Here is a 26716-nt window from a genome sequence, read left to right as displayed (position 1 = left end):
AAGTACAGATAATAATTAACTCTGCATTCCTGAATGACGTTTGCGACTACAGTACATCACCAAAAGCCCAAAGCAACCCATCCCTGCAAGATACTTTAAAGGGTCTGGAATGCTGGGATTAGGAGAGAAAAAGCCTTCAATAGTGCCAGCAATTATCAACATTGGCACAATGCCAAATACTAACTGCACCGCCTGGGAACCGTAGAATTTGAGTGCGTCACGACGACGGTATTCACCAGGAAATAATATTGCTTTTGCTAATAATAATCCTGCACCACCAGCAAAAAAGATAGCAGGTAATTCTAAGGAACCATGCGGAAACACAAACGCCCAAAACGGATAGGCAAGATGATTTTGACCTACCAACGTGCCAATAGCACCAATCAATAAACCATTAAATAACATTAAATATGTTGTGTATGCTCCAGCTGTCATCCCACCAGCAACAGCCCCAAAGGAAACCGACAAATTATTAATCATAATACTGCTAGATGCTAGGGGTTCAATGCCGACAATTGACCCCATCCACAATTTATGATCATCTCGCACTCGGGAAATCAAGCTTTCGGGTACGATCAGCGACATAAAAGTTGGATCTTGCCAGGCGTACCACCAAGCCACTAATGCCCCCAACAAAAATAAGGACGTAGCAGCAGCGATGTATGCGAATGTTTGCCGTACTAAAGCTGGTAACCCCCATCTGTAGAATTCCACCACAGCTTGCCATTCTTGACGGCGCGAACCTTGATAAATCTGCGTATAGGCACGAGTTGTTAAAGATTGTAAACTGTGTATCAAAGTATTGCCGACTTTTTGAGTACGGGCACGTGCCAGATCTGCCGCCACGGAACGATATAAACTCGCTAATTCCCGAATTTCCACTGCCCGCAGCGACTTTAATCCTTTTTTTTCTAACTGCCGTAACAGGGTATCCAAACGCTGCCAATTTATTTCCCGTCGTGCAATCCAACGTTGAATATTCATAAATTTTAGAAGGATTGGGTTGAGTGTACTTTAAGATAGCCTCAATTCATCTCCGTACTTGCGAGGAAAATTTAACATCATGTCTGGTGATTTTGGTTCTCCCAGCCCCATGCAACCCCTTAGTGTTGGAAATGTCGTGAGTGCAGGAATACGATTGTATCGTTCTCACCTCAAGGAATACTATTTACTGGCTCTGAGGGCTTATCTTTGGATACTAGTTCCAGTTTATGGGTGGGCAAAGTTTTATGCCCTGACAGCACTGATTTCTCGCTTGGCTTTTGGAGATTTGGTCGATCAGCCCGAAAGCATCGCTGCTGGTGAACGTTATGTCAATTCCCGATTATGGCAGTTTTTACTGACGATGCTGTTAATGTTGATTGTAGGTATGGGAGTTGTGTTTGGTGTCGGGTTTGTATTTGTTTTAGTTGGGGTTTTAGCCGCTGTAGTGGTGGGTGGGATAGGTCAACAAGCAAGTCCTGCTGCTGTTGTGTTGGTCAGTTTAATCGCTTTTATTTTAGGTGTGGCGGCATTTGTAGCAGTTTTATGGCTGTTGACACGTTTTTATTTGGTGGATGTACCCCTTGCAATTGAGGATAACGTTGATGCTACCTCAACCATCGGTCGTAGCTGGGAGTTAACTCAAGGTTACGTGTGGCGGATTTTATTGATCGGGTTTGTGGCCTTTTTGATCACAATACCTCTTCAAATTTTGGTTCAAATTCTATCCACTGTCATTCAGTTAATATTCATGCCTTTGATACAACAGGGATCTAGTGCTTTTGCTGTGTTGGCATTCTTACTAATCCTAGGTTTGAGTTTTGCCAGTGGGGCGGTTATTGTTCCATTTTGGCAAACCATCAAAGCTGTTATTTACTATGACCTGCGGAGTCGGCGTGAAGGCTTAGGTTTGAAGTTACGCGATCGCGAAATTTAAATGCTAGTACTGCTGAAGTCAAGGGTCATTTGTCATTGTTCTCTTTCCCTTGTCTTCTTGTACTTTTCTCCTAGGTTGTTGATGAACGTAGTTTATTATAACCGCTTTCTAATGAGCGAATTTTAAATTGCTTATGCACCTTTTTAATCGTGTTAAATTCCGTACCCCAGAAAGTGTAGAACTAGAATTTACCCTTGCAGGAATTGGTAATCGCGCTTGGGCTTTAATAATTGATTATCATATTTTAGCCCTTATTTTACTGGCGTTTTACATTATTTTTTGGATACTTCTAGTACAACTGTCAGATTTTTGGGTAACAGTTTTCGGTTCTACTTTAGCTTTGTGGATGATGGCGATCGCTTTCCTGATCACGTTTGCAATTTATGCAGGTTATTTCGTATTTTGTGAAACTCTATGGCAAGGGCAAACTCTTGGTAAACGCTTTGCTAAAATTCGCGTTGTGCGAGATGATGGCAGACCAATTGGATTACAACAAGCTGCTTTACGTAGTTTGCTGCGTCCCATTGATGAGTTTTTGTTTATCGGCGCTTTTTTAATTATGTTGGGTCGTCAAGAAAAGCGCTTAGGTGATTTCGCGGCAGGTACAATTGTCATTCAAGACCAAATACCCGCAGTTTCAGCAACTTTAACTATTTCAGAACAGGCAAAGTCACTCCATGAGGAACTGAGCCAAATTGCTGATTTATCACCATTGTTACCAGACGATTTTGCTGTGATTCGAGAGTATTTACAAAGACGTGGTGGAATGTCGCCTAGGGCAAGAGCCTCACTATCCTTAAAGTTATCCCAACAAATTCAAGCTATTATTAACTTAGAGCAAATGCCCGTAGGTATTGCACCTGATGTATTTTTAGAAGCTATTTATTTAGCTTATAAACAGACAGAATATTGACATTTTCCCCATCCACAAGAGAGTGGGAATGAGATTTCATAGCACGACCTGTCTGATTTTGATTGAGACCTAATATCTCACAATCAAAGTGATTGTAACTCTTCAATAGTAGAGGGTAAGTTGATATTTTTTAATCGTTTTCAAGAATTACAGCGTTTTTCAACTAACTAGAGTACGCGGTAGGGAACATCCACAATCTTCCGGTACATACAATAATCTTACTGGTGCCGTGCCCCTACTTTGGAAGTGTGGTTCAATAACCTGGAAACTGCTGTAATGTACAGGAATGATCCTGCTAGTGGTGCGTATAGGCACGTTCAAATTTGGTTTTGAATAAATTCGTATTACACTAATAATCCCGCAATTATTTGGTCAAAGTTGCGGGTATATACTTTTTGGCTATATTCTTGCCATGCTTGGTTTGATAAGTTGGGAAATTGTGTTAATGTTGCCTGTTGAATATATTCCATAAACGGGCGACGAAGATGCTCATATTTCTCAAAGGCTGAGGCTATGGCTTGCTTGTTATCCCAATTATTTTGTTTAGCAATATTAGTAATTAATGTTGTAACTACCATTGCATCTTCAAATCCTTGATTAGCTCCTTGAGCCATAAAAGGAGGCATACCATGTGCAGCATCACCAACTAATATAACTCGTCCTGCACTCCAGGCTAGTAAGATATTCTCAGATATAGCGGCACGATGAATGTAATAAGGACGTTGTGACATATTCTCTGGCGGAGATAATCGCACTAATTCTTTTAGTTCATTGGAACAACCAGCTTTTTCTAACTCTTGCAAAATCAACTCAAGTAAATCACTACCAGACTTCCCTTGCACTGAATGCAAAGGTACAGGTACATGCACTAAATAGCTCATTCCTTGTCTGTTAGTTAACATCATTCTCGCAGATTCACTAAAAGCGCGAGCGCTCAGATCGTAGTTAGCTATTGTGACAATTGGCGAGCCTGCCAAAAATTTCTCTTCAATCTGCGATCGCAGTTCGTTGGGTATGTCAGGTATTTCTCTACAATATATTGCAGCAAATCCAGAATATTCTGGCGTGGCAAATGCTTGGTTAGAGCTATCAGCATAAAGTATTTTACGAACTGTAGAGTTAATACCGTCTGCTGCCACAATTAGCTTAGCTCGAAATGATTTTGTGATTGATGGTCGAGAAGCGCTGTCTAAATTTTGGGACTGTGTATCATGATTATTTTGTTCCTCTGCCCAATATGCATAGGGATTAGCCTCGACACTAGCGCTACTAACGCAATCGAGCCGGACACATCCATTTTCCTGCTCATCCACAACATTAATGCAACGGTGATTAGGTTTAACTAGGTCTTCGGGAAGTAGTTGCCTTAAGGTAGTCTGCAAATCATACCAAGAAATTGAAACTCGACCTTCACCATAATCATTCAACCAAACATCAAAACTCAGAGACATTGACCGAACTTTTTGCCCCTGAAAGTTTTTAGATACCCATTCTTGTGAAGCTTTTGGAGGTTTTGGTCCCATGACTTCGGTGGTTTTCTTGTCGTCAGACTGCTGTGAATTAGCGAAAGTAAGACTCGCTGTTTTGACTGCTTGATATGCGTTAGGATCTACATATTTCAGAGCTTTTAACCCATTAGGCAGAAGATCCACTACCTGACCAACTTGACGAAAAGCACGAGTCTGGTCTATTACCACAATATTGTCAATACCACGTTTGCGTAAACCAACAGCAGTTGCTAAACCAACAGGCCCAGCACCAACTATAACCACATCGTAGATTTTGTTGATAGGTGTATCTGTGAACTGATGTGCTATAGATTGACTTTGGGGAATATTCATCAGTAAAAATCCCTAATAATCGACAAGAGGGTAGATCCAAGGATCTACCCTCTTGTTATATCAACTATTGGCTACTGACTTGTCTGTAACAGGCAAATTCCATTGTGAAAGTTGCCATCCCCGCAGTTTGCGATCGCAAGTCTGTAGAATAGCCAAACATTCGTGTTAGAGGTACTTCCGCCCGAATCACTGAGTATGTTTGCATGGTTTGGGAACCCAATAGCAAACCCCGGCGGGAGGAGATACGCTTATTTCAGTGACATTCCACAATTCGACCATATAAGTAATTTATATTTCTTCATACTTCAGCCTTTAGTTGACCAATTTAACCATTCTCATCCAAAATTGGTCGTTGCTGATCTCACTCAAGCCAAATGCGTCTGCACATCATAAGATGCTTTTACGCAAAAGCCTCAAACCTTTTAGTGCCATCTTCTTCCATGTATAGGACACGATTCAACATATCGCGTCCATTTTCTAATTCAGCATTTATTGCATTCACAGCTTCTTTTACAATAGCGATTTGCTCATTTCGAGATAAATCACCCTGGCAAATAAATACAATGCCAGCGTATATTTCTGTAGTACGAGCAAACTTTTCAAAATCTCGAACGTTTGCTGTTACAAGAATACGCTCTTCATTAAAAGCATATTCTAAAACTTGATAATCTTTTGCACCAAGTAATCCCCTATCTCTAACAGCAATTGCATCAATAAAAAGCTCGTTACACAAGTAACGTGCAACGGCTGGTGAAATATCCTCGTCAATGAGGAATTTAATGCTTTTTAGGTCGTCCAACACTTGGGTAAGCTTTCACGTAGACTTGAGCAAATTTTATATCTTCTTCAGTCAAATAAGGATAGTCTTCGCGTATAACTTCTAGCGACTCGCCTTTATCAAGCATTGAACCAATATGACGAACCGTAAGCCGAGAATTAGGAAATACTGTTTCTCCACCCATGATGTTGGGATCAGAAACTAAATTTTCTTTCCAAGCCTGAAAACGTTTGATAAATTCTAATACCTCCTTGGCAATAAGCTCAACTTCTATTTTGACAAATTTTCCTATTTCAATAGTTGGTAATTTTTGCTCTAATGCTCGAATCAAGCTTTGATAAAGAGATGAACGAAAATCAACAGTCATGAAGTCTATCTCTTTAATTAAACGTAGATAAACTAATGCAGCAAAATTAATTCTTGGAGGATTAGTTTCTGGAAAAATTTTGTGTTCTACTTCCTTATAAATTTTCTTTGTTGGTAATTCAACAAATGCGGCAGCTTCAGTAGGGGTAAAAGTTTCTATATACATACATATTACCTTCCAGCTTTAAACTATAAACATTTTGTTACTTTTGAAACTTTTTATAAGATATATTTTGATGAAATTTGCTATTTTAAATTAATCCCTTTATAGGGAATATTTTAGCATTTATTCAATAGTGTTGACAATAATTTAGCCTTTGAGCAAAGCTGCGGAGTTTGCGCTTGAAGTGGGGATTACTCCAGCAGTAGTAAAAATTCCTAACGATCGACAAGAGAGTAGATCCAAGGATCTACCCTCTTGTTATATCAACTATTGGCTACTAGCTTGTCTGTAACAAGCAAATTCCATTGTGAAAGTTGCCATCCCCGCAGTTTGCGATCGCAAGTCTGTAGAATAGCCAAACATTCGTGTTAGGGGTACTTCCGCCCGAATCACTGAGTATGCTTGCATGGTTTGGGAACCCAATAGCAAACCCCGGCGGGAGGAAATATCACCCTGCACTCTACCTAAATACTCATTTGGTGTTTCTACCTCTACCAGCATAATTGGTTCGAGAATGTAGGCATTGGCTTTAGCGATCGCACCCTCAAGTGCTTGATGGGACGCTGACCGAAATGCTAATTCGGAAGAGTCAACTGGGTGATAGGAACCACCCTCCAGCACGACTTTTACCCCAGTAACGGGATAACCTTCTAGGGGGCCTGATTGCATAGCCTCGCGGAAACCCTTCTCGCAAGCAGGAATATATTCCTTGGGAATTGCACCTCCAACTACCTTACTTTCAAAGACAAACGGCTCGTCTGTCGCTTCAATCCAGCCACTGACATGAGCGTATTGACCAGATCCCCCAGTTTGCTTCTTCAGTCGATAGTCGAAGTAAGCTTTTTTACCAATCGTTTCTCGATATGCTACTGCGGGTTTACCAACGTATACCTCAGTGTTATATTCCCGTTGAATGCGCTCCAAGTAGATTTCTAAGTGGAGTTCACCCATACCAGAAATCAGAGTTGCGCCTGATTCCGGGTCAATGCTCAGTTTGAAGGTTGGATCTTCTCGTTGAAAGCGGTTGAGTGCTTTGGAAAGGCGATCGCTATCTTCTTGCTTTTTGGGTGTCACAGCCAGTGTAATTACTGGGTCTGGGACAAACATTTTCTCTAAAGATACTAGTGGTTCCCCACTACAAAAGGTATCGCCAGAGGCACAATCCACACCCAACAGCGCGATAATATCCCCTGCTTCGGCAACTTTCACCTCTTCTCGCTTGTTGGCGTGCATTCTCACCAACCGACCAATTTGCACTCGTTGTCCGGTACGGGAATTGTAAACAGTATCGCCCTGTTTCAATGTCCCCGAATAAATCCGGGTGTAGGTCAACTGTCCAAAGGATTCCACAGTGAGTTTGAATGCCAACGCGACTAAGGGATCGTCAGGGTTGGGGTAAAGGCTAACAGACTCTACAGTTTTCACCACTTCCCGATCTATAGGCGATGGGAGATAAAGCGCGATCGCATCTAACAAGTTCTGCACTCCTTTGTTTTTGAATGCCGAACCCAGCAATACTGGTGTTAGTTGCAAGCTCAAGGTGGCTTGGCGGATGGTTTGCCAAATCAGTTCTGACGGAATCTCCTCCCCTGCTAATAGCATCTCGGTCATTCGTTCCGAGAATAGCGACAAAGCATCAAGCATTTTATCTCGTGCTTGTTGTGCCTCCTCTACAAGTGCGTCAGGAATTGGCTTTTTCACCCAATGTTCGCCGTTTTCACCCTCAAAGTACGAAGCTTCCATATCTATGAGGTCAATCACCCCCTGAAATTGGTCTTCGCTACCGATGGGATACTGGAGTAACAAGGTATTCAACTGCAAGCGATCGCGCATGGCTTGTACAACCCGAAACGGATTTGCACCTATGCGATCCATTTTGTTGATGAATGCTATACGCGGCACACGATATCGCTTCATCTGGCGATCCACCGTGATCGACTGGGACTGTACACCCGCCACAGCACACAGCACCATCACCGCCCCATCCAATACCCTCAGGGCACGCTCAACTTCTATGGTAAAATCCACGTGTCCTGGTGTATCAATTAAGTTGATTTGCGTATCATGCCACTGACAGGTGGTAGCAGCTGAAGTGATGGTTATACCATGTAATTTTTCTTCTGGCATAAAGTCCATCGTTGCACCCTTGCCGCCTCCCCGGACTTCCTCAATTGCATGGATTCTGCCTGTGTAGAAGAGAATTCGCTCCGATAGCGTAGTTTTACCAGAGTCGATGTGAGCAGAAATACCAATATTCCGGATGCGTTCTCGGGGAATCATAATGACTTCCTTGATTATTGAAGCAAAAAAAACAGTTACCGCCTGAGCAGTAACATTATGTATATTACAATTGTAATACAAAACAATTTATTATCCAAGAAATATAGTGGTAGCGATCGCTAAAATGGCTGGCGGCGAAAAAGTTATGAGATGAGAAGTTATCTCAAAATAGTGTTTATTCTTGGTTTCGGAGTTGGCATTGTCTAGTCTAGACTGTAAACAGCGTTAACCAATATACACCTGGCTAACTCCCAATATGGAGTTTTTTTATGCCCCAAGCCTTAAAAGCAATTTACCGTAGTGGTACATTCATTCTTCAAACAGCCTGCGACTTGCCTGAAGGTGTTGAAGTTGAGCTTTTTGTGCAATCACCCCAAGTTGTTCCACCCAAAATCGCTGATATTAGCGCTAGGCAAAATTTTCTCAAGCTACTTGTTAAGCGAATGCAACAAAACCCTATTCCCGCTAATGCGCCTCGGTTTACACGGGATATGTTGCATGAACGCCGTTGACAAATTGAGAAAATAGGCTGAGGTGCCAAAATAATATCCATGCCCAGAAAGATTCGAGAGTTGAAAGCTCAGATTGCGCGTGAAGGATTTGTTTACTTACCTAAGCGCGGCAAGGGTAGCCATGAGCGTTGGCGGCATCCTCTCCTGAGAAAAACACTGACAATCCCAGGCAAAGATGGAGATGATGTGCCACTCTACCTGGAGAAACAACTAGAAAAGTTACTGACTGAACTAGAGGAGTTGAGGGAGGAAGACGAAGATTCATGAATCGATATAGCATGATTATTCAATGGTCTGATGAAGATCAGCTTTTCCTGGTCACAATCCCAGAGTTTACCGACCTAGTCATGATGCCTTGTACTCACGGCAAAACTCGTGAGGAAGCAATTCATAACGGTGAAGAAGTTATTGAAATGTATTTGGAAGCTTGGCAATCAGAAGGTGAACTTATTCCTGAGCCTAGGACGCTTCCAATGGCTTCTTAAGCTGGCATAATAACCTCAATGCACCCGAACGCAGAGAGGTTATCTGCTGTTGAATGCGAATGTTATGACTACAGATAGCGATCGCCCATTGCTGCGGTTTGCGGGTTCAATACCACCTGAAGATCTCCAGTTAATGCGTGAGGCAATTGAGCAAGACTGTGAACAGGTAGACATCAATGAGTGGTAGGTACTTGCTGGATACCAATATCATCATTGTTCTTTTCGCAGATGAAGCAGTCATCAAAAACAACCTTGCTCAAGCCAACGAAGTCTTTATTCCAAGTATTGCAATTGGTGAGTTGTATTACGGCGCAAGAAAATCGGGGCGAACCCAAGCGAATTTGGCAAGAGTGGATGAGTTGGTTGCCAACAGCGCAGTGCTTGTATGTGATGCCGAAACTGCTCACAGATATGGGGATGTCAAAAACAAGTTAAGACTCCAAGGTCGTCCTTTACCTGAGAATGATATTTGGATTGCAGCCCTTGCACTACAACATAACTTGATTTTAGTGAACAAGCAGAATGGAAGGGAGTTGTGTTGTACTTACCTTTGTGAGTGTTCTCTATCAGGCTGATACTGATTTGAATCAGACAATCGTGACGGAGATTCTACGACAAGAACCTAGATTAGGATTAAAGAAAAGACTGGCAACCATTTGGCTGAATTTGTTATGACATTAACATCCCGTGTTGTTCATAGTGACCCCGATATTTTGGGGGGAACCCCTGTTTTTGTGGGAACTCGCGTGCCAATAAAAACTCTGCTTGATTATCTTGAAGTTGGTGATTCATTGGATGTGTTTTTAGACCATTTTCCTAGTGTTAGTCGTGAGCAGGCGATCGCAGCCCTTGAATTAGCGAAGGAAATGCTGACAGGCTATGCGAATCCTTCTTGATGAATGTGCTCCACGTCCTTTAAAGCGTGAACTTGCTGATTACGAAATACGTACAGTTGTCGAGATGGGATGGACAGGAAAAAAGAACGGTGAATTGCTGCGGCTCATGAGTCAAGAAGGCTTCACGGTTCTGCTCCAGGGGAAGTGATTGAAGTTAGAGGTTCCTGAAAGTTGTGTAGGCGGCGCAGTACAACAGGGACGTATTCTCGTTAGTCACGATCGTAAAACAATGCCATTCTACAAGCGAAAAGATAAACATGAGTATCAACATTGCTGGTTATAACATCGTTCAAGTTTTGTATGACGGTACTAACACTTGTGTTTATCGCGCTGTCAGAGAGTCAGATAAAACCTCTGCGATCGTTAAAACACTTAAAAGTGAATATCCGACTATAGAACAGCTTGCTAGATTGCGACACGAGTATCAAATACTCCAATCTTTGAATATAGAAGGAGTTGTAAAATCCCTGACTTTAGAAAATTATCAAAATGGGCTGGCATTAATATTGTCAGATTTTACAGGAGAGACCCTAAAAAATTTCATCGATACTCATAACTTTGAATTAAGTAATTTTTTAAAAATTGCTATTTCTTTGGCTTCAACAATTGCTCGGATACATCAAAATAATATTATTCACAAAGATATTAAACCTCAAAATATCGTTATTAATTCTAAAAACTTAACTATTAATATTATAGACTTTAGCATTGCATCATACTTATCAAGAGAAAACCCAAATATCAACAACCCCAATTTAATCGAAGGTACACTTGCCTATATGTCTCCTGAGCAGACTGGCAGAATGAATCGCTCTCTTGATTATCGTACCGACTTTTATTCTTTGGGTGTCACGTTGTATCAGATGCTCACTGGTTTGCTACCTTTTGATAGCAATGATTCGTTAGAAATAATTCACTCCCACATTGCTAAAACTCCAGCTTCACCTCACGAAATAAATTCAGAAATTCCGCAGATGGTTTCTGAGATTGTGATGAAACTTTTAGCCAAGACAGCAGAAGATAGATATCAAAGCGCTTTGGGGTTAAAAGCAGATTTAGAATTATGTTTACAGCAATTAGAAAACCACGGTCAAATTACTGAATTTACTATTGCACAGCTAGATTTATCCAGTCAATTTCTCATTCCCCAAAAACTTTATGGCAGAGAAGCAGAAGTAAATATATTATTAAATGCTTTTGAGCGTATCAGCAACGGTCAAACAGAGATGATGCTGGTATCGGGGTACTCTGGAATTGGCAAATCTTCTTTGGTAAATGAAATTCATAAGCCAATTGTGCACCAGAGAGGATATTTTATTTCGGGTAAATTCGACCAGTTTAAACGTAATATCCCTTATGCTTCACTAGCTCAAGCTTTTCAACAATTAATGCAGCAACTGTTAACCGAAAGTACTGAATCGTTAGAAAATTGGAAATCTCAACTATTAGTAGCGCTTGGTGAAAATGGTCAAATCATCATAGATGTAATACCGGAAGTAGAACGCATTATTGGTTCTCAGCCTGCCATACCAGAATTGGGTGGAACAGAATCCCAAAATCGCTTTAATCGGGTATTTCAACAGTTTATTCATGTTTTTGCTAAACAGGAACATCCTCTAGTTTTATTTTTAGATGATTTACAATGGGTGGATTCAGCTTCTCTAAAATTAATAGAGTTAATTATTACCGATCAGGAAAGCAAATATTTATTATTAATCGGAGCTTATCGGGATAATGAAGTCAGTGCTACTCATCCCTTAATACAGACATTAGAGCAGATTCAACAGTTTAGAAGTATTAATAATATTATTTTGCGACCTTTGAACATTGACTGCGTGAATGAATTAGTGGCTGATACTATACATAGCAGCACATTAATAGTTAAGCCACTAGCTAATTTAGTATTTGATAAAACCCAAGGTAATCCATTTTTCTTAACACAGTTACTTAAATATCTGCATCAAGATAATTTAATAAAATTTAATTTTTCTCAAGGTATTTGGCAATGGGATATTGAGCAGCTACAAGGTATTAATATTACAGATAATGTTGTCGAATTGATGGTCAGCCAGATTCAAAAACTGTCATTGCAAACAATTAATGTTTTGAAAATAGCTGCTTGTATAGGAGATAAGTTCACTTTAGAAGTTTTAGCAATTGTTAATGAAAAATCTCAGCTTGAAACTGCTCATGATTTGTGGGAAGCTTTGCAAGCAGGTTTAATTATACCTTTAAGTGATGCCTACAAAATCCCTCTGACTTTTGAATCCGAAATTGCAACTGAGCATTTAAAAATTACTTACAAATTTTTGCATGACCGAGTACAGCAAGCATCTTATTCTTTAATTTCTGATCGTTTACAAAAGCAAACACACCTAAAACTAGGTGAATTGCTGCTGAAAAATACATCAGAAAAAGATATAGAAGAAAATATATTTGAGATTGTTAATCATTTAAATATTGGAGTTGAATTAATCTCCCAAGAAACTCAAAAATATGAATTAGCTAAACTGAATTTAATAGCAGGTAAAAAAGCTAAAGCAGCAACAGCCTATGAAACTGCTGTTAAATACCTCACAGCAGGGTTAGCACTGCTTACAGAAGATAGTTGGCATAGTCAGTATGAACTAACATTAGCGTTACATACCGAAGCAGTAGAAGCAAACTACCTCAGTGGTGACTTTAAGCGGATGCAGGGATTTGTTGAGATAGTGCAAAACCGCGCTAATTCCCTAATAGATACAGTGAAGCTGTACACAGTCCAGATTCAAGCTTACGTATCACAGAACCAGCCCAAAGAAGCGGTTAATACAGGGCTAAAAATCTTAAAGTTATTGGGGGTGGAATTTCCTGAAAAAGTGAACCACTCAGATATTGGGCAAGGATTTGAGGAAATTGCATTAATTTTGAATGGAAAAGAACCTTCTGATTTAATTGACTTACCTCTAATGACCGACCCTGATAAATTGGCAATCTTGAGGCTGCTATCAAGTTTATTTGTTGCTACCTTCATCGTTACGCCAGAACTGATACCTCTAATGGTGTTGAAACAGGTCGGTATATCCGTCGAATACGGCAATGCTGCTGTTTCTCCCTTTGCTTATGCCCTTTATGGCTTTCTTCTGTGCGGGGTTGCGGGAGATATTGAGCAAGGCTATCAGTTTGGTCAATTAGCTTTGAATTTACTGTCAAAATTGAATGCTAAAGAAATCAGCACCAAGACCAGCCACATGGTAAATGTCTTTGTCCGACATTGGAAAGAACACCTTAGGAATACCTCAGAACATTTTCGCTCAGATTACTCTAACGGACTAGAGACTGGAGATTTAGAATATGCTGCCTTTAGTGCATTTGAATACTGTCTTTTCTTATATTTAAGTGGTCAACAACTAACTGTCCTTGAACGAGAAGCAGTAACTTACGGAGATACTATTAAACAACTCAAGCAAGAAACAGCACTTCATTATCACGAAATCACTTGGCAAGCCGTTTTAAACATGATGGGAAAGGCTGAAAATTCTTGCATTTTAAAGGGTGAAGCCTACGATGAGCAGAAAATGCTTCCCATTCATCAGCAAAGCAACGACCAAGTAGCTATTCAATTGTTATACTTCCACAAATTTGTTCTTTGTTATTGGTTTGAAGACTACTCTCAAGCGCTGGAAAATATCGTTCAATTAGAAAGTTATTTTGCGGCAGCTACAGGAATGGTAACGGTTGGTCTCTTTTATTTCTATGATTCTTTAGTGCGGATTGCCCTGTATATCGATAGTCCACAGTTTGGGCAAAAAGAAATTCTTAAACGCGTACAAAATAATCAAGAAAAATTGCTGAAATGGGCACATCATGCCCCAATGAATTATCTACACAAATTCTATCTAGTGGAGGCAGAACAGCATCGAGTTTTAGGTGAAAAAATAGAGGCAATAGAAAATTATGAGAAAGCGATCGCACTTGCTAAGGAAAACCAGTACATCAACGAAGAAGCCCTCGCTCACGAACTTGCTGCTAAATTTTATCTGTCATGGGGTAAACAAACCATTGCCCGCATCTATATGACTAATGCTTACCAAGCTTATAGCCATTGGGGAGCGATGGCTAAAGTCAAAGATTTAGAAGCACGCTATCCCCAATTGATTATGCGTAGACACGAAGTGGCTTGTCTTGAGACATCGCAGAACATCGCAAACATCAATACAGAAAATACTTTGACAAAAATAGCCACGACTGGAAGTAATTCTCAAGTTCTCGATTTAGCCACAGTCATGAAAGCCTCACAAGCTCTTTCTGGGGAAATAGTGTTAGATAAGCTACTAGCAAAATTAATGCACATTGTTATTGAAAGTGCTGGTGCAGAAATAGGATTTTTGATTTTAGAGGACTCAGGGAAACTATTTATCAAAGCTTCAGGCAGTATCGGAAAAAATGAGATAAATATACAGCAACCCATACCTGTAGAATCAAGCGAACAGTTACCCATATCTGTTATAAACTATGTGCATCGAACTCAGCAGTATGTTGTCTTAAACAATGCTACCCGTGAAGGAGTATTTACAACAGACAGCTATGTCATCAACCATAAACCAAAATCAATTTTATCTACGCCGATTATTAATCAAGGTAAAGTTATTGGCATTCTGTATTTAGAAAATAACTTGACTGTGGGAGCATTTACACCACAGCGATTGGAAGTTTTACAACTTTTATCATCTCAAGCAGCAATCTCGATTGAAAATGCGCGTCTTTATAATGATTTAGAGGAATATAACCGGAACCTGGCAGCAAAAGTACAACACCGAACGCTAGAGTTACAAGATAAAAATTTACAACTACAACAGGAAATTGGCGATCGCCAACGTGCAGAAGAAGTAGCCGAAACCGCTAACCGCGCTAAGAGTGAATTCCTCGCTAGCATGAGTCATGAACTCCGTACCCCACTCAATGGTATTTTAGGTTATACGCAAATTTTTCAGAAAGATAAAACTTTAACTAGTCAGCAAAAAAATGGGATTAACATAATTCATCAGTGTGGTGAACATCTATTAACACTGATTAGTGATATTTTAGACATCTCTAAAATAGAAGCTCGTAAAATGGAGCTTTATATTAAAGAGTTTAATTTAGTAGAATTTCTAGAAAGTATTGTTGCAATCTGCCGCATTGGTGCTGAACAAAAGGGAGTTGTACTAAATTACAAGGCGCTTTCTCCTCTACCAAAAGCCATTCGAGCAGACGAAAAACGATTGCGCCAAGTTTTAATTAATTTACTGAGTAATGCAGTAAAATTTACTGAAAAAGGTAGTATAACTTTCCAGGTTGGCTCTGAAAATGGGAAACTGCGGTTTCAAGTTGAAGATACAGGTATCGGCATTGCACAAGAGCAATTAGAAGAAATATTTTTGCCGTTCAAGCAGGTTGGTGAGTATAGTCGTAAAGCGGAAGGAACAGGATTAGGACTGGCAATTAGTAGACAATTAGTGCAGATGATGGGTGGTGAACTCAAGGTTAAAAGTACTTTAGGCAAAGGAAGTATTTTTTGGCTAGATTTAGATTTACCTCAAGTTTTCCAACAAACTAATATTCAAAATATCGATCAAAGTAACATCATCAGTTTTGTTAGTTCTAAACGCAAAGTTTTAGTTGTAGATGATAAATGGGCAAATCGCTCTGTTTTGGCAAATTTACTAGAGCCTTTAGGGTTTGAAGTCATGGAAGCAGTAGATGGCTTAGATAGCCTGAGGATAGCGCGTGAATTTAAGCCAGATTTAATTTTTATGGACTTAGTCATGACCGTGATGGACGGTTTTGAAGCAACTCGTCGTCTCAGGATGTTACCAGACTTAAAAGAAGTTGTAGTAATTGCTCTTTCAGCTAGCGCTTTTGACTTGGATAAACAACAGAGTCAAAAAGCTGGTTTCAATGATTTTATTCTCAAACCATTCAGACTATCTGAGCTTTTAGAAAAAATAGGGATTCATTTAGGTTTGGAATGGGTTTATGAAGAGGTGAAAATTGGTAATCAAGAGCAAGAAGATCCGAATATAAAATCTAAAATACTCAATGCAGAATTTATTGTTCCCCCCGCAGCAGAAGTTGCAATCTTGCTAGATTTAGCAAAGAAGGGTGACTTACGAGCTATTATCCGACAAGCCGAAAAACTAGAACAATTAGATAGAAAATGGGTAGCGTTTGCCACTCATGTAAGTCAACTTGCTAAAAGTTTTAAAGGTAAACAACTTCGAGAGTTTCTGAAAAATCCTCAAAGGTTTGATTAATCGGGTTTTCACTAGAAGTATATTGCAAATGCCAAAGCAGAATATGCCCAACTCAATCTAATTTTTAGTTTTACTTAGAAACGATATTTTAGAAAAACAGTATGGCTAGTAAACGCTTCTATCATATTGGCTTTGGTCAAGAAGATCTAGGTGCATTACCTCCCAGTATCGCATTGTTATCTGGCGACCCTGAACGTGCGCATTTAATTGCTCAAACTCATTTGCGGGATGTGCGATTATTGTCACAGAATCGTGGACTTAATACCTATATAGGATACTTAGGCAACGATCGCCCGATTTTATCTGCTACAAGTGGCATGGGTGCGCCTTCCTTAAGTATTGTAGTGAATGAGTTGGTACAGGTAGGAATCCGGCAAATTATTCGGATTGGGACTTGTGGTTCAATTCAACCTCATGTGTCGGTTGGTAGCATTATCATTAGCAGTGCAGCATTGTGTCGCCAAGGTGCAGCTAATGATATTGCACCTGTGGAGTATCCAGCCGCAGCCGATCCTTTTCTTACAGTCGCTTTAGTGAAAGCAGCGCAAGATTTAGGCTTTGAGCATCATTTAGGAATTACCGCATCGGTAGATACATTTTACGAAGGACAGGAACGCACAGATTCAGCCAATCCATATTTGATGCGATCGCTGCATGGGATTACGGAAGAATATCGACATTTGAATATCTTAAACTATGAGATGGAATGCGGCACACTGTTTAAAATGGCAGGAGTGTATCAATTTGCGGCTGCTGCTGTTTGTGGTGTAGTTGCTCAGCGAACTGTTTCAGAAAATATCATCTATCCCCAGAAAGATATTGCTGTGCAAAATGCGATCACTACTGCTGTATATGCAGCCACGAATTTAGAAAAATTTGATTAGTCGTCAAACAACAGTGCCTCATCTGCTATTGGACTGATTATTACCAAATTTTAGCTAAAACTTCCAGTCCGGCAGTGTTTTTTTAAAGTGATATGAACTGGGCATAAATACCTCTGCAAATAGTAATTAGACTAGTAGTTACTACAGATCTATTGAATTTTCGTTTGGCGTTAAATTTACTAATTTAATACAGGCGATCGCGCTTTCCTACTAATTTTTGTTATTTAACCTTTTGATAGTAGTTTAGGGCGGATTGCTAATCAGGGTATGAGTAGGACAAGATAAAAGCGTTTAAAGTTGAGACGAGGTCTAAAATAAATGGTTGCCAGCAGTCCATTCAGTGTGCTTACCGCCGGGAAGTTACTATCTGTAATTGTCTTGGTGCTAGCCAATGGATTCTTTGTAGCAGCTGAATTTGCTTTAGTTGCGCTACGCCGTAGTCGTGTCGAGCAGTTGGTGGCGGAAGAGCACCCTCGTGCAAAAGCTTTACAACGAGCAGTGAATCAACTGGATGCTTATTTAGCAGCTACCCAGCTTGGCGTTACTATGTCCTCCTTAGGCTTAGGTTGGCTGGGAGAACCAGCACTGGCTGTACTCATTGAACCTGCTTTCCATTGGCTGCCAACATCTTTAGCGCAGACTAGCGCTCATACCCTATCAGTATTGATTGCCTTTATAATCATCACGGCTCTGCACATTGTCTTGGGAGAATTAGCCCCCAAGAGCCTAGCACTCCAGCGCACAGAAAGAACAGCCTTTGCGGTCATCAAACCATTAGAACTTTACTTGGCTATATTTCGCCCGGCTGTGCTGGCTTTAAATAACATAGGAAATTTTGTTCTGAAGCTGATTGGCTTGGAACCAGGAAGTAGCGAAGAATTGCTGCATTCCACTGAAGAACTAAAACTTTTAGTGGCGGCTAGCCATGAAGCGGGTTTGTTAGGGGAAGCTGAACAAGATGTAGTAGAACGGGTGTTTAATCTTGGCGATCGACGAGTCAGTGCATTTATGACACCACGCACAGAACTAGTCTGGCTTGATATTAATGACCCGTTAGAAACAATTCGCCGCCAAGTCATCGAAAGTATCCATTCTTTCTTTCCAGTCGGTCAGGACAGCATCGATAACTTATTAGGTGTCGTGCAGACCAAAGAATTTTTAGCCCAAAATCCGACTCAACCCTTTGAACTGCAAGCCATATTAAAACCAATCTTGTATGTGCCGGAAAGCATGATCGCACTGAAACTCTTGGAGTTATTTAAAAAATCGGGCAATCATATTGCCGTAATCGTGGATGAATATGGCGTAATCCAGGGCTTGGTGACACTCACTGATATTGTCGAAGCGATCGTGGGTGAAATCCCATCGAGTGAAGATATAGCTGACCCTGATGTGGTGCAGCGTGAAGATGGGTCTTGGTTGTTAGATGGATTATTACCGATTGACGAATTTAAAGAAATTTTAGAAATTAGAAAATTGTCGCCTCAAGCAGGAGTTAACTATCAAACTTTAGGGGGGTTTGTCGTCAACCAACTGGGACATATTCCCGCGATCGCTGAACATTTTGAGTGGTTGGGACTACGCTTTGAAGTAGTTAGTATGGATGGCAACCGAGTAGATAAAGTGTTGGTTGTACCTATGCACAAAAAATCAGAAGTATCTTCTTAAATTTTTTAATTGTCTGCTTTGAAGATGGCTAATTATAAGATTTAGGTCGCTAGCAACCAAAATTTGGTCTGGCGGGTAATTAGGAGGACGAAAGGTTTCGTCTAAGAGACGAGGTTGGAATATATGAACCCGATCTGGCAAACCAGGTTCCTCTGGGTCTTCGCTCTTGAGATCGTACATCGTGGGTAGGACATCTTTTGGCGATCGCGGTGGGTCTGTTTGATACATCGTGAAGCAGTCCTGACGGTGAGAATCTCATTTTTAATTATGGAACATGGTTCAGCTACAACTCGAAAAATCAGAAGTCCCAAAATTAAATTGCCACAATAGTAATGAACATGACAGCGCACATAATATTTAAATAATTACGGAGACAAGACTGTGAGTAGTCTAGGTAAAAAAAGATTAGAAGCTAGTTTAGCGATCGCTACTTATGCTGTTGGTAGTGGTACAGCCTCAGCCGCACCAACTCCTGGTGGAGAAATTCCTAAACAAATTCTTTTAACTGCTTCTGATGTCCTCATGTACACCAGCATTTGGAAAATTTATTTTGAAGAGGATTTATCTAGAAAAGAACTTGTGGAAATTCTGGCAGAGTTAGGATTAGTCACAATTGCTGCAACTGGGACGGCTTATGTAGTCAGCAAAGCTAGTACGGCACTTCTGAAAGAGATTACCAACTGGACTGGACCTTTAGGATGGGGTGTTGTAGCTGCGATCGCAGGTTCTCTGAGTGGTTTATTTGGTGTTGGTTGGGCAATCTACTGCGATCAACTTTATTCTCAAAGACAACCTCAACCGACTTGATGACAACTGAGGTGAGGAAATCCTACCCTAATTAGCGGTAAAATATCCCAATAATTAGGGTAATAATTATCGGTATTAAAATCGGGATAGCAACTATCAGCCCCCATTTGCCAACCTTAATCTCCTCACCTTCAGATTTGAGCAGCGCAATCCAACCGCCAACTCCCATCAGCAGCCAGATAAACCCGAAGGCAAGAAATATCACAAAAACTGAGTCTTGTTGCATTTTTTATAAATTTGGATTTTATTTTATATTTTACTCAAATCCAGCAACTAGACTGAGTTCTAGCCAGTAGGTTTTTCAGTTTTAATTCCTAAAAATTTTGAGCGATCGCTTCCAGAGGGAAGTATTCATAGATACTCCCTCTGCGTTGTTTATATTCGCGATGGTTGATTGCCATTTAGTTGCGCGATCGTGCCATGTAATTATGAAGCATTCTCGTCTGCAATCTGCTTCTTAACCATTTCAATTTCTCCAGCTAACTCTTGGCGAGTGGAAGCTTTAAGAAAATAGCGAGAGACAAACCAGGTTACGTAACCGAATCCAATCACTTCAAAGAATGGAGCAACTAACGGAATATCATTTAATGCATCTGTTATTGCAAGTAATATTCTCAGACCAATCATCAATGCAACCAGCACACCAAAGCTGACGACTGGCAGCTTGTATTCGTTAAAGAAACTAACTATATTTTGCGGCAGTCTCTCCAGAAAATCTGAAATTTCTCTGCCGATTTCTGAAAATTTATCATCAGATTTCTCAGCACTGGCTATCGTTGACAGATTTCCTGGCTCAGAACTTTTAACTGTAGCCATGCCGTTGGCCAAAGTAGCGTCAACATATTCTGATTGTTGTTCTTGAACTTGCATAAGTTTGAGAAAAAAAATTTGAGTTTTGAGATAACACTACCATTCCTGCATTATTTCAGTTGCTTTTCATCATCCAATTGGAATAAAATTTATTTCCTTCAAAAGTTAGAAAATAAATATTAATTTTCAAAACTCTCTTTATAAATATTCAGGTTGTCAGTGAATATCAGCAAAAGTATATCTTTAGGCTCACGCAATTAAAAAGAAAAAATGTTGATACTGAAGTAGGGAATTACCAAACACGGCAATTGGTTGTAATCAAAACTTTTAACTCCGCAAGCAATATCAACAACAGAGTAAGGTAAATGACAACTTCTATTGACCAGAATCAACATATTCATAAGCTGCATGAACTGATTCAAGATATTGGCTGTGGCATGTTAACTACAGTCGATGAGGATGGCAGCTTGCACAGTCGTCCTATGGACAAAACTAGCGATATCGAGTCTGATGGCACACTCTGGTTTTTTACCAACGCCAGTACCCACAAGGTATTTGAGATTGAGCATCGTCAGCATGTCAATATCAGCTTCACATCACCGAACCAGCCGCGATATGTTTCCATCTCAGGTATCGCAGAACTTGTAAAAGATCGTAATAAGATGCAAGAGCTATGGAAGCCGGAACTGCAAGCCTGGTTTCCCCAAGGATTGGACGAATCTGATATCGCTTTACTGAAAGTAAAAATTAACAGGGCTGATTACTGGGATAGTCAATCAAACTTTCAACAACAAACCATTAATTTGTAGATATTATTGATTACACAATGACATTGCGTTGGCGGAACACCTTCCTACAAGGTATGGAGCGTTCGCCCTTAGTGTTCCCGTTCCCGAAAGATAGGCTAGGGTAGCGGAATGTCGACACGGCGCAGTTTAAGGTAGACTAGCGATTGCAAAGGATGAGATTGCGTCGCTTCATTTGATTTCGCCCGCAATGACTGGAAATATTTCTGTACATCTACTGATCGCTGACTAAATTCAGATAAGGGAGTCAAATCTATGCCCTATCAACAAATTGACGACTTACCAGATTCAGTAAGAGAACATTTACCTAAGCACGCCCAAGAAATTTTTCGGGCTGCGTTTAATAATGCTTTAGAAGAATATGATGAAGAAGAACGTGCCTTTCGTGTTGCTTGGAGCGCAGTAAAACGCGATTACGAAAAAGGTGATGATGGGCAATGGCATAAAAAGCCAGAATAGCTCATACCTACGCTTGATAAATGAACTCTAAATTTATTGAAACCCATTATTTGTTTGACTCGGTTTTTATATATAGTAATCCGATTTAATTGCTGAACTTACAAAGTAGAGGTAGGGAACAGGGGAGCATCCCAGTTTTTATTTAGCGAGCAAAGATTAATTCATTAAGATAAGCGCAACGATGAGCAATGACTTGAGGAATATTCTCAAGTTGCCATTGTGCAGCGAAGATTTTAGTTCTACGGTCAATCTGTTTAATAGTAGATTCAATTGCACCAGAGCCAATAGAACAAATTTGTTCGGTTTAATCATCAACGTTGGTTGTAGCATTTATAATGTGGCAAACAACTGATTAACTGATAATTGTTGCGTCTTTTCCATCAGAATATTTTGGGCACAAAGTTCTGCTCCATCTTGCTCAGGGCAACGTTGAACGTAAGAACCATCTGACTTTAGTTCCCAAGCTTGTCGATTATCTCCCAGCATGATTGCTAAGATATTTTGCAAGGTTTGGACAATCTCAGCATCTTCAACTGGTGTAACTGCTTCCACGCGGCGATCTAAGTTGCGAGGCATCCAATCAGCACTGCCAATGTATACTTCATTTTGTTCATTATTCGAGAAGTAAAATATCCGCGAATGTTCTAAAAAACGACCAATAATACTGATAACACGGATATTTTCACTGACTTCAGGAATTCCAGGACGCAAACAACAAATACCTCGGATAATCAAGTCAATTTTTACCCCAGCTTGAGAAGCTTCGTATAGAGCAGCAATAATTTGGGAATCAACCAAAGAATTCATTTTGGCAATGATCTGACCGCTGTTGCCGTTTTTACAGTGTTCGATTTCTCTGTGAATTAAGGCAATAATGCGATCGCGCATATTGACGGGAGATACTAGCAATTTGCGGTAAGACTCTTGACAGGAATAGCCTGTCAAATAATTAAATAAATCGGTTAAATCTGCCCCTAAATCTTCTCGACAACTTAGTAGCCCCACATCAGTATATAAATTCGCTGTTTTAGCATTATAATTTCCGGTGCCAATATGCACATATCGACGTATATCTTCTCCTTCCTGACGTACTACCAGTACAATTTTAGTGTGAGTCTTTAGGCCTACAATTCCATAGATTACATGAATACCAGATTTTTCTAATTGAGTAGCCCAAGTAATATTATTCTCTTCATCAAAGCGAGCTTTAAGTTCTACAATAACAGCAACTTGTTTACCACTCTCAGCAGCAGTAATTAGAGAACCGATAATCTCAGAATCTCCGGTAGTGCGATAAAGTGTCATCTTAATTGCTAATACATTAGGATCGCGGGCAGCTTGCGCAATAAATTTCTCTACAGAGCAACTAAACGATTCATAGGGATGATGCACTAGCAAATCTTTTTGTTGAATTGCCGAAAAAATGCTGGTTTTCTGACTATCGACATTGGCAATTTTACGCGATTGAAGGAAAGGACGCAGCCGAGGTGGAATAATCGGTGTCCAAGTTGGATCTTTCAATTCAGGCAGAGGCAACTTCATCAAAGACATCAAATCTTTCAAATTTAGTAAGCCGTCTATTTCATAAATATCACTCTCAACCAATTCCATTTCTGCCATCAGCATCTGTCGTACTGAAGAAGGCATTGATGGTTGTATTTCTAATCGCACTACAGAGCCACCAAAGTGACGCCTACGTAATTCCTGTTGAATTGCTAATAATAAGTCATTAGCTTCTTCTGCTAATTCTAAATCAGCATCACGAGTTAAGCGAAACAGATGATATTCTTTAATAATCATCCCTGGAAATAAAACTTCTAAATTGTGAGCAATAATCTGCTCTACAGCAACACCTGTCCAGTGGTTTAACTTACCATTTTGTGGTTGCAATTCCTGAGGTAGGCAAATAAAACGAGGTAAAATATTTGGGACTTTAACTCTAGCAAACTTTTCTTCTCCTGTGTTTGGAGCTTTTACTACCACTGCTAAATTGAGACTAAGATTCGCCATCAAAGGGAAGGGATGACTAGGATCTACTGCTAGAGGGGTAAGAACGGGAAAAATCTTTTTTTGAAATATTTGTTGTAAGTAACTACGCTGTTCTGGGCTAAGATCAATGTAATTAAGAAGATGAATGCCATGCGATGCCATTTCTGGACGTAGTACTTGCTCAAAGTAACGATGCTGTTCAATCACCATTGGATGTAGGCATTGATAGATTGCTTCTAATTGTTGTTGTGGGGTAAGTCCATCGATAGTTGGCCGGTTTATTTGTGCTTGAAATTGTTCTTTGAGAAGTGCAACACGCACCATGAAAAATTCATCTAGATTAGAACTGAAGATAGCAGTAAATTTCAATCTTTCTAGTAGTGGAGTGCGGCGGTCTAGTGCTTCATGTAAAACACGCCGATTAAATTCCAACCAGCTGAGTTCGCGATTAAAGTAATACTGAGGAGCATTCAGATTAATATCTTTGCTAGTCTTTTTCGCTTTACCCATAATTCTTTTTAGCAAATTAAAATGATTTAAGCAGAATTATTTTTTACTTACGATAACATGGGCTATTTCTTTTAAATCAGCTATCTTTGATTTTTGTATGGCGATTAAATAAAGCTAATTTTATACTTCCATGTTGGTTTAATTTTAATTAAATAAAGGTTTAATTTAGGTTAAATGATAAATTTAAATACAAATTACAGTCAATCTCAAATACAATGGCGAAAGAAATAGAGCGAAAATTTTTAGTCAGCGGAGATAGCTGGAGAAAGCTAGCTGAGGGTAGCCTATTTATTCAAGGATATATTTCTACGGCAAAACAAGCTACAGTACGTGTGCGTATAGTAGGAACCCAAGGTTACTTAACAATTAAGGGTCTTAATGTCAAATATAGCAGGTCAGAGTTTGAGTACCCTATACCTCTGGAAGATGCTCAGGAAATGCTCGATACTTTGTGCGATCGCCCTTTAATAGAAAAAGTTCGATATAGGATAGAGTACGGTAATTTGATTTGGGAAATAGATGAGTTTGATGGTGTCAATAAAGGGCTGATATTAGCAGAAGTTGAACTTAGTGATGAACAACAACAAATTGAACTGCCAATCTGGATTGGCGAGGAAGTTTCAGACAACCCCAAATATTTCAACAGCAATTTAGTCAAGCATCCTTTTTCCCAATGGTAATGATTGCCTTCTTTTATTTATCCAGAGGAATAAAAGAGGGATTATCCCGATATATAAGTGCGGTGCAGCGTCATTAGTGTTCGGTCAAGTTCATCAACCACTTGCCATATGCAGAGAACAATGGCAGTAGAGTATATGCTTTTATTGATGCTCCAATAAATGTTTAATATAATGCACGATCGCCACTGCTGTTGGTACATTGGTTGCAAGTAGAACTTGGTTAATATTGCAGCTTCTCAACAGTGCTTCTTCATTTGCTTGACCAGGCTGAGGTATAAGAAAATCTCTGAGAAAAATTACTGCTAAAATATCTCCTGAGTTCACTAATGAATTAATTGTTTGATAACCTCCAGATGTGGCTGCTGGGATTTGTTGACTGATATTTATACCAGCCTGTTGACGCAAGACTTCACTAATGGATGGCCACGCAACAGTGAGACTCTGTGAGAAAAACTCTTGATGCTGACTCACAAAATCAGCTAGTTCTGATTTTTTGCTTTCGTGAGCGATGAGAACTATGTTTTTTTGAGTGATCATTTGTTGAGGCTCACTGACAGGGATTTCGTTGGCAATTTCATCAGATTGTGCTTGTTCTGCTCCAAAAATTTCTTCAAGAGTTTGACTAATTGACTCAGATTTTGAACTAGTTAATTCAGGCATAGTTTCATCTTCTAGTTCTTCATTCGCTAGGTTAGATATAACATTTAGTTCTTCTGTTTTCTCCAAAAAGTCAATATTAGTTGAGTCTGAGATTTCATTGAATGTTGAAGGTACAAAGCCAATAGCTTCTGGAGTTTCTAAATACCTAGCTTCTGCAATCACTTCTTTGGTATCTGTCGTACTCAGATTAACGTCTTGATTATTTAATGCCTCTAATTCGTTAACTTCACTGAGTTCTACAGGTGTTTCAACTGGCGACATTTCAATAATAGTCTCTGAAACTGATTCAACTATTGCTGCATCATCACTACTAATTTCAGCAACTTGATTGCTAACAGCTTCCGGTATTTCATAGACTATTTGTAATGGTTCGCTAACGATTTCTTCTATAAATGTACTGTCTTCATGGCTAAACTCTGGCGTAAAGCTATTGACAAATTCTGGAGCTTCTACTGCTGCAATATCGACTCGAAACTCATCTACAACATCTTCATTACTGATAGCTTCACTGATTTCAGTGTCCGCCTCTGGTGGTTGGCTCGCAATATCACGTGGTTGTACATTGGTAAATTCTTGGAGAATTTCCACCACATCTGCGGGAACTTCGCTCACTGTCTCTGATGGTTGACTAACAATATCACGTGGTTGCACATTGGTAAATTCTTGGAGAATTTCTGCATCCCAATCAATATCTTGATCGTTGATATCTGCGGGAACCTCACTCACCGCCTGAGATGGTTGGATAACTATAGTACGGGGTTGTACAATGGTGAATTCTTGCGGAATTTCTGCATCCCAATCAATATCCTGATCGTTGATATCTACTGGAACTTCACTTACCCCCTCCGTCTCAGTGCTAATTAAATCCTGGGGTTGTATGAAGGTAGCTTCATCTGCAATCGGTGTACCCACATTCACACCTGCATCATCGAGATCTGCGGGAACTTCATTCACCGCCTCCGGTACAGGACTAATTAAATCCTGGGGTTGTATGAAGGTAGCTTCATCTGCAATCG

Annotated in this window: 24 protein-coding genes and 3 pseudogenes; 15 read left to right on the top strand and 12 right to left on the bottom strand. The window is 39.9% G+C overall.

Features of this window, described 5'->3' with window-relative positions:
- Nucleotides 1-15: 15 nt before the first annotated feature.
- Nucleotides 16-984 (bottom strand): stage II sporulation protein M, encoded by a 969-nt coding sequence (locus tag BV372_RS02170; RefSeq protein WP_086682569.1) that lies wholly within the window; start codon nucleotides 982-984, stop codon nucleotides 16-18.
- A 79-nt stretch (nucleotides 985-1063) separates the two neighbouring features.
- On the opposite strand from BV372_RS02170, the gene BV372_RS02165 reads away from it, so the two are divergent.
- Together BV372_RS02165 and BV372_RS02160 are read left to right on the top strand one after the other, a co-directional pair.
- A complete protein-coding gene (locus tag BV372_RS02165) occupies nucleotides 1064-1918 on the top strand; it encodes a DUF975 domain-containing protein (RefSeq protein ID WP_086682567.1) in 855 nt (284 codons plus the stop codon).
- A 133-nt stretch (nucleotides 1919-2051) separates the two neighbouring features.
- A complete protein-coding gene (locus BV372_RS02160) occupies nucleotides 2052-2831 on the top strand; it encodes an RDD family protein (protein WP_086682565.1) in 780 nt (259 codons plus the stop codon).
- A gap of 344 nt (nucleotides 2832-3175) precedes the next feature.
- On the opposite strand, the gene BV372_RS02155 is transcribed toward BV372_RS02160, so the two are convergent.
- The 5 genes and pseudogenes from BV372_RS02155 to fusA all read right to left on the bottom strand — a co-directional run bounded on the left by BV372_RS02155 (nucleotide 3176) and on the right by fusA (nucleotide 8259).
- Nucleotides 3176-4672: an NAD(P)/FAD-dependent oxidoreductase gene (locus BV372_RS02155; protein ID WP_086682562.1), complete on the bottom strand. Its 1497-nt coding sequence runs from the start codon at nucleotides 4670-4672 to the stop codon at nucleotides 3176-3178.
- Nucleotides 4673-4736: 64 nt separating this feature from the next.
- Nucleotides 4737-4916, bottom strand: a pseudogene (locus BV372_RS02150) (hypothetical protein); the annotation flags it as partial.
- A gap of 156 nt (nucleotides 4917-5072) precedes the next feature.
- Complete coding sequence (locus BV372_RS02145; RefSeq protein WP_256973062.1) at nucleotides 5073-5474, bottom strand: DUF5615 family PIN-like protein; 402 nt, start codon at nucleotides 5472-5474, stop codon at nucleotides 5073-5075.
- On the bottom strand, nucleotides 5449-5982 hold the full coding sequence (locus BV372_RS02140; protein WP_086682557.1) for a DUF433 domain-containing protein: 534 nt from the start codon (nucleotides 5980-5982) through the stop codon (nucleotides 5449-5451). The genes BV372_RS02145 and BV372_RS02140 overlap by 26 nt, the downstream gene beginning before the upstream one ends.
- A gap of 264 nt (nucleotides 5983-6246) precedes the next feature.
- Nucleotides 6247-8259, bottom strand: a complete 2013-nt coding sequence (fusA, locus tag BV372_RS02135) for an elongation factor G (protein ID WP_086682554.1) — start codon at nucleotides 8257-8259, stop codon at nucleotides 6247-6249.
- A gap of 269 nt (nucleotides 8260-8528) precedes the next feature.
- Between fusA and BV372_RS02130 the strand changes: the two genes are divergently transcribed.
- The 9 genes from BV372_RS02130 (at nucleotide 8529) to BV372_RS02095 (ending at nucleotide 18979) form a co-directional block, all read left to right on the top strand.
- Nucleotides 8529-8771, top strand: coding sequence for an antitoxin family protein (locus BV372_RS02130; RefSeq protein ID WP_086682551.1), 243 nt, complete (start codon nucleotides 8529-8531; stop codon nucleotides 8769-8771).
- Nucleotides 8772-8810: 39 nt separating this feature from the next.
- Nucleotides 8811-9038, top strand: coding sequence for a type II toxin-antitoxin system HicA family toxin (locus BV372_RS02125; RefSeq protein WP_086682548.1), 228 nt, complete (start codon nucleotides 8811-8813; stop codon nucleotides 9036-9038).
- Complete coding sequence (locus tag BV372_RS02120; protein WP_086682545.1) at nucleotides 9035-9256, top strand: type II toxin-antitoxin system HicB family antitoxin; 222 nt, start codon at nucleotides 9035-9037, stop codon at nucleotides 9254-9256. Before BV372_RS02125 ends, BV372_RS02120 begins: the two co-directional genes overlap by 4 nt.
- Before the next feature lie 49 nt (nucleotides 9257-9305).
- Entirely contained in the window at nucleotides 9306-9443 is a 138-nt protein-coding gene (locus BV372_RS35870) for a hypothetical protein (protein ID WP_179197944.1), read from the top strand.
- On the top strand, nucleotides 9433-9831 hold the full coding sequence (locus tag BV372_RS02115) for a type II toxin-antitoxin system VapC family toxin (protein ID WP_086682542.1): 399 nt from the start codon (nucleotides 9433-9435) through the stop codon (nucleotides 9829-9831). The genes BV372_RS35870 and BV372_RS02115 overlap by 11 nt, the downstream gene beginning before the upstream one ends.
- Before the next feature lie 96 nt (nucleotides 9832-9927).
- Nucleotides 9928-10152, top strand: a complete 225-nt coding sequence (locus BV372_RS02110; RefSeq protein ID WP_086682539.1) for a DUF433 domain-containing protein — start codon at nucleotides 9928-9930, stop codon at nucleotides 10150-10152.
- 257 nt (nucleotides 10153-10409) lie between these two features.
- Nucleotides 10410-16427 (top strand): hybrid sensor histidine kinase/response regulator, encoded by a 6018-nt coding sequence (locus BV372_RS02105; protein WP_086682536.1) that lies wholly within the window; start codon nucleotides 10410-10412, stop codon nucleotides 16425-16427.
- A gap of 101 nt (nucleotides 16428-16528) precedes the next feature.
- Nucleotides 16529-17311, top strand: coding sequence for a nucleoside phosphorylase (locus BV372_RS02100; RefSeq protein WP_086682534.1), 783 nt, complete (start codon nucleotides 16529-16531; stop codon nucleotides 17309-17311).
- 318 nt (nucleotides 17312-17629) lie between these two features.
- Nucleotides 17630-18979: a hemolysin family protein gene (locus BV372_RS02095; protein ID WP_086682531.1), complete on the top strand. Its 1350-nt coding sequence runs from the start codon at nucleotides 17630-17632 to the stop codon at nucleotides 18977-18979.
- A 36-nt stretch (nucleotides 18980-19015) separates the two neighbouring features.
- Here the strand turns inward: BV372_RS02095 and BV372_RS02090 are convergent.
- Nucleotides 19016-19207 (bottom strand): annotated as a pseudogene (locus BV372_RS02090) (hypothetical protein); the annotation flags it as partial.
- A 153-nt stretch (nucleotides 19208-19360) separates the two neighbouring features.
- On the opposite strand from BV372_RS02090, the gene BV372_RS02085 reads away from it, so the two are divergent.
- Nucleotides 19361-19786, top strand: coding sequence for a hypothetical protein (locus tag BV372_RS02085; protein WP_086682528.1), 426 nt, complete (start codon nucleotides 19361-19363; stop codon nucleotides 19784-19786).
- 31 nt (nucleotides 19787-19817) lie between these two features.
- Here BV372_RS02085 and BV372_RS02080 read toward each other — a convergent pair whose 3' ends face one another.
- Both BV372_RS02080 and BV372_RS02075 read right to left on the bottom strand, forming a co-directional pair.
- Complete coding sequence (locus tag BV372_RS02080; RefSeq protein WP_086682525.1) at nucleotides 19818-20012, bottom strand: hypothetical protein; 195 nt, start codon at nucleotides 20010-20012, stop codon at nucleotides 19818-19820.
- Nucleotides 20013-20212: 200 nt separating this feature from the next.
- Complete coding sequence (locus tag BV372_RS02075; protein WP_086682522.1) at nucleotides 20213-20656, bottom strand: CAAD domain-containing protein; 444 nt, start codon at nucleotides 20654-20656, stop codon at nucleotides 20213-20215.
- A gap of 305 nt (nucleotides 20657-20961) precedes the next feature.
- On the opposite strand from BV372_RS02075, the gene BV372_RS02070 reads away from it, so the two are divergent.
- Together BV372_RS02070 and BV372_RS02065 are read left to right on the top strand one after the other, a co-directional pair.
- The gene (locus BV372_RS02070) at nucleotides 20962-21405 is read left to right on the top strand and encodes a pyridoxamine 5'-phosphate oxidase family protein (RefSeq protein WP_086682519.1); all 444 of its coding nucleotides are present in this window, start codon (nucleotides 20962-20964) and stop codon (nucleotides 21403-21405) included.
- 252 nt (nucleotides 21406-21657) lie between these two features.
- Nucleotides 21658-21861 carry a ChaB family protein gene (locus BV372_RS02065; protein WP_086682516.1) on the top strand — a complete coding sequence of 68 codons (204 nt, stop codon included), beginning with the start codon at nucleotides 21658-21660 and terminating at the stop codon, nucleotides 21859-21861.
- A gap of 142 nt (nucleotides 21862-22003) precedes the next feature.
- Here BV372_RS02065 and BV372_RS34950 read toward each other — a convergent pair.
- Nucleotides 22004-22162, bottom strand: a pseudogene (locus BV372_RS34950) (ISKra4 family transposase); the annotation flags it as partial.
- Between the two features lie 29 nt (nucleotides 22163-22191).
- The gene (ppk1, locus tag BV372_RS02060) at nucleotides 22192-24360 is read right to left on the bottom strand and encodes a polyphosphate kinase 1 (RefSeq protein ID WP_086682514.1); all 2169 of its coding nucleotides are present in this window, start codon (nucleotides 24358-24360) and stop codon (nucleotides 22192-22194) included.
- A 215-nt stretch (nucleotides 24361-24575) separates the two neighbouring features.
- On the opposite strand from ppk1, the gene BV372_RS02055 reads away from it, so the two are divergent.
- Nucleotides 24576-25040: a CYTH domain-containing protein gene (locus BV372_RS02055; RefSeq protein WP_086682511.1), complete on the top strand. Its 465-nt coding sequence runs from the start codon at nucleotides 24576-24578 to the stop codon at nucleotides 25038-25040.
- Nucleotides 25041-25181: 141 nt separating this feature from the next.
- Here the strand turns inward: BV372_RS02055 and BV372_RS35865 are convergent.
- A partial coding sequence (locus BV372_RS35865; protein WP_086682508.1) for a hypothetical protein occupies nucleotides 25182-26716 on the bottom strand: 1535 nt, incomplete at its 5' end.

Origin of the sequence: Nostoc sp. T09, from assembly GCF_002154695.1 — a bacterium.
In the GTDB taxonomy this organism is placed as follows: Bacteria; Cyanobacteriota; Cyanobacteriia; order Cyanobacteriales; family Nostocaceae; genus Aulosira.
This window is presented reverse-complemented; position numbering and strand designations above follow the sequence as displayed.